This window comes from Halomonas sp. NYA30 (assembly GCF_976980765.1).
The window spans coordinates 1-2,752 of record NZ_OZ334478.1 but is presented as its reverse complement, the minus strand read 5'-3'; the positions used below and the strand labels follow the sequence as shown (position 1 = coordinate 2,752).

Annotated in this window: 3 protein-coding genes; 1 reads left to right on the top strand and 2 read right to left on the bottom strand. The window is 53.4% G+C overall.

Annotated features, from left to right (window positions below):
* Window positions 1–927: 927 nt before the first annotated feature.
* A complete protein-coding gene (mobV, locus tag ACWI0H_RS21415; RefSeq protein ID WP_485876333.1) occupies window positions 928–1,890 on the top strand; it encodes a MobV family relaxase in 963 nt (320 codons plus the stop codon).
* Between the two features lie 119 nt (window positions 1,891–2,009).
* Here mobV and ACWI0H_RS21410 read toward each other — a convergent pair whose 3' ends face one another.
* The gene (locus ACWI0H_RS21410) at window positions 2,010–2,237 is read right to left on the bottom strand and encodes a hypothetical protein (RefSeq protein ID WP_485876331.1); all 228 of its coding nucleotides are present in this window, start codon (window positions 2,235–2,237) and stop codon (window positions 2,010–2,012) included.
* Entirely contained in the window at window positions 2,234–2,752 is a 519-nt protein-coding gene (locus tag ACWI0H_RS21405; protein ID WP_444622817.1) for a helix-turn-helix domain-containing protein, read from the bottom strand. The genes ACWI0H_RS21410 and ACWI0H_RS21405 overlap by 4 nt, the downstream gene beginning before the upstream one ends.

The following is a 2,752-nucleotide window of genomic DNA, read 5'->3' as shown; positions in this document are numbered from 1 at the left end:
ATTCTTCCCTTTTTGCTTCCGCTTATGTGGAAATTATCCTTCCAATAGTAGGAAAAAATATTTCCTATGTCGAGAAGGAACCGGAAACATAGGGTTTCCACATATCCGGAAACCCTGTGTTTCCGCTGAGATTTAGCCATAATCAATAAAATCAATGGCTTACACTTGCACCCTATCTAATCTATTTATGGAAGGTCATTTCCCCCCTTTCCGGTGGAGTGCGATATGCACTTTGAGCTGTGCAGCCCTGCACACTAACGCCCTCGTTCCTCGGTTGTTGGGCACCACGCACCGCCGAATTAAAAATTCGCCGGTGCGTGGATGCCTGATGTGCGGAATCGGGACGATTCTAAGACCCTGAAAAACAAACCCCTGAGAGCAGAATGAGCGGGGTTCAACTCGCTTTTAACCCGCCTTCAACCTTGGTTAACCTTTTTTGAAGTGAATTTGCCGTGTTTTAACCGTGTGGGTGCAGTAAAGACGCAGGGCAGATGCAGTGTGGATGCAGTGGAAACGCAGTATGGGGGCAGTACGCCACTAGCTAGGGGCAGGAACAGGCACGTCGGATATGTTTACAAAGCCGCTCCGCGTTTTGCACATATCCCGTGCCAAAGGGCCAGCCCTTTGAAACCCAGTTGAACGCCAAAAAGAGGCGGCGCCCTTTATCCGCGCAGCGGATGCAGGGAGCGATAGCGACCGGTAACGGATCGAAGCCACCGACCTGGCGGCGTACTGGAGGATGCCAGGCCACAAACCTGGCTGACCCTCCAGCACTGCTAAACCGGGGTAGGTTTTGACCTTGTTTTTCAGGGTTTGGCTACGCAGTAGCGAGCGACTTTGCGCAGCAAAGTGTAGTGAGTCCACTTGTCATGCAAGTGCCGCGCTGCCATCCTTTGGCGTTCAATCATGCCTTCGGAGATGGCACCCATGTCAGATGCGCCTCGTTTCACGATCCTGCGCACTCAAAAACTGAAAAGCTTGGGGAGCGTTAGACGCTCGCTTAAGCACAGTTTTAGAGAGCAGGAGACGCCTAATGCTGACCAAAGCAGGGCGTCAGAGAACACGCATATCGGCGCAGGATCGACAGCCGAGGCGATGGCCGAGGTTAAGTCTCGACTGCCAGAGAAGCGCCGCAAGGACGCTGTTTTGGCCGTTGAGTACCTGGTTACAGCGAGCCCAGAAGCCATGCACAGCAAGAGCCGGGAGGAGCAAGACGCTTACTTTGCGGACGCTCTGGAATGGCTCAAAGAGCGCCATGGTGCGGAGAACGTGGTCTATGCCGGCATTCACCGGGATGAAACCACCCCGCACCTGTACGCCTATGCGGTGCCCCTGGACAGCCAAACAGGACGATTGAACGCCAAAAAATGGCTAGGCGGCTCCAAGGCACTGAGCCAGATGCAAACAGACTTCTCTGAGCGCGTTGGGAAGCATCACGGCTTAGAGCGCGGCATTGAGGGCAGTAGGTCCAAGCATCAGACCGTACAGCGCTACTACGGGAACCTGGAAGCGGCCACAGCACGCCGTATTGAGATCACGCCGGAAGCACTGGAGCCGAAGGTGCTTGAGAAGGGATGGATCTCCAAAACCGTTGAGTCGCCCGAGCATGTAGCACAGCGAGTCACGCAGCAGGTCAATGAGAAGTTTACCGAAGTGGCCGCTAAGGCGTCAGAATTCACGCAGGAGCGACGCAGGAGGCAGGAGCTAGGCGTAACCCTAACTCAGCACCAAAAACGCTTACAGAAGCTTCAGGAGCCGTTTAAGGGGCTGTCAAAAGAGCAGATGGCCGAAATAACCAAGGTGGCTACTCAATTCCAGCGGAGCAACGAGTTGGAGAAGGTTCAGCGGCGAGAGCAGCAGAGAGGCCGTGGCAAGGGCATGGAACGTTAGCGTATAGGCCCGTGCTTACGCTCGTAGCGGTGTTTCAGGTACAAGCCACCGATGATGGGCACGGCCAAAATCGCAATTAAAATGGCAAGCTGTGCTAAGTGACTCATTTCAAACCTCCATCAGAACTCATCTTCGTTGATTAGCTCGAAAACTCGCCTTTTGGCGTGCGTTAGATCGTTTTTTTCGAGTACGTACCACTCGTAACGCTCTGTGCCTGCTCCCATTTCTTGCCCGACTGCTGCACGATCCCGTTCATAGCGGTACCGCGTACCGCTTGGTGATTGCCACTCGACGACATTCCCAGTGGCCACCCGCTGATCGAGGTCTGAGATGCGTTGAAGGCTCATTCAACTGGTTCCTTGGGACGTTCGTCGGGGCTAAACATAGACATTATCCGCCGCTTGATGTCGCCATCCTGATTAACCAACGTTTTAGACACAAAGGCAGCATATCCCTTGGCGTTGTCGTAACCCTTCCAAACTTCGTGAGGATCGAGAGCATAGGCGCAAACACGGCCAGCAACAGGGATACGGACGATAGCGTTTTGCCCTTCGAGCTTTGTGATCCAGTTACGTATGGTTCTGGTAGAGACTCCGAACTGATCGGCTAAGAACTTCTGATCACAGACTACAGCTCCGCAAGTCGGATCAATGTGTTGGGCAAGGAAAGAATATAGTTTGAAGGCTGTTGGTGCTGTCTCTGCCAGCTTTGTTAGGCGTTCCCAGCCCTTTGGGTATATCTGGGTAAAACCTCTGTTCTTTCGAGCGTCTTCGCGCTCTTTGGCCTCTTTCTGATCCTGTATTTCAAACTCTAGCTGTCGTTCTCGACGCTGTGCTTCTGTGGCTACTGTCGTGTGGTGCAT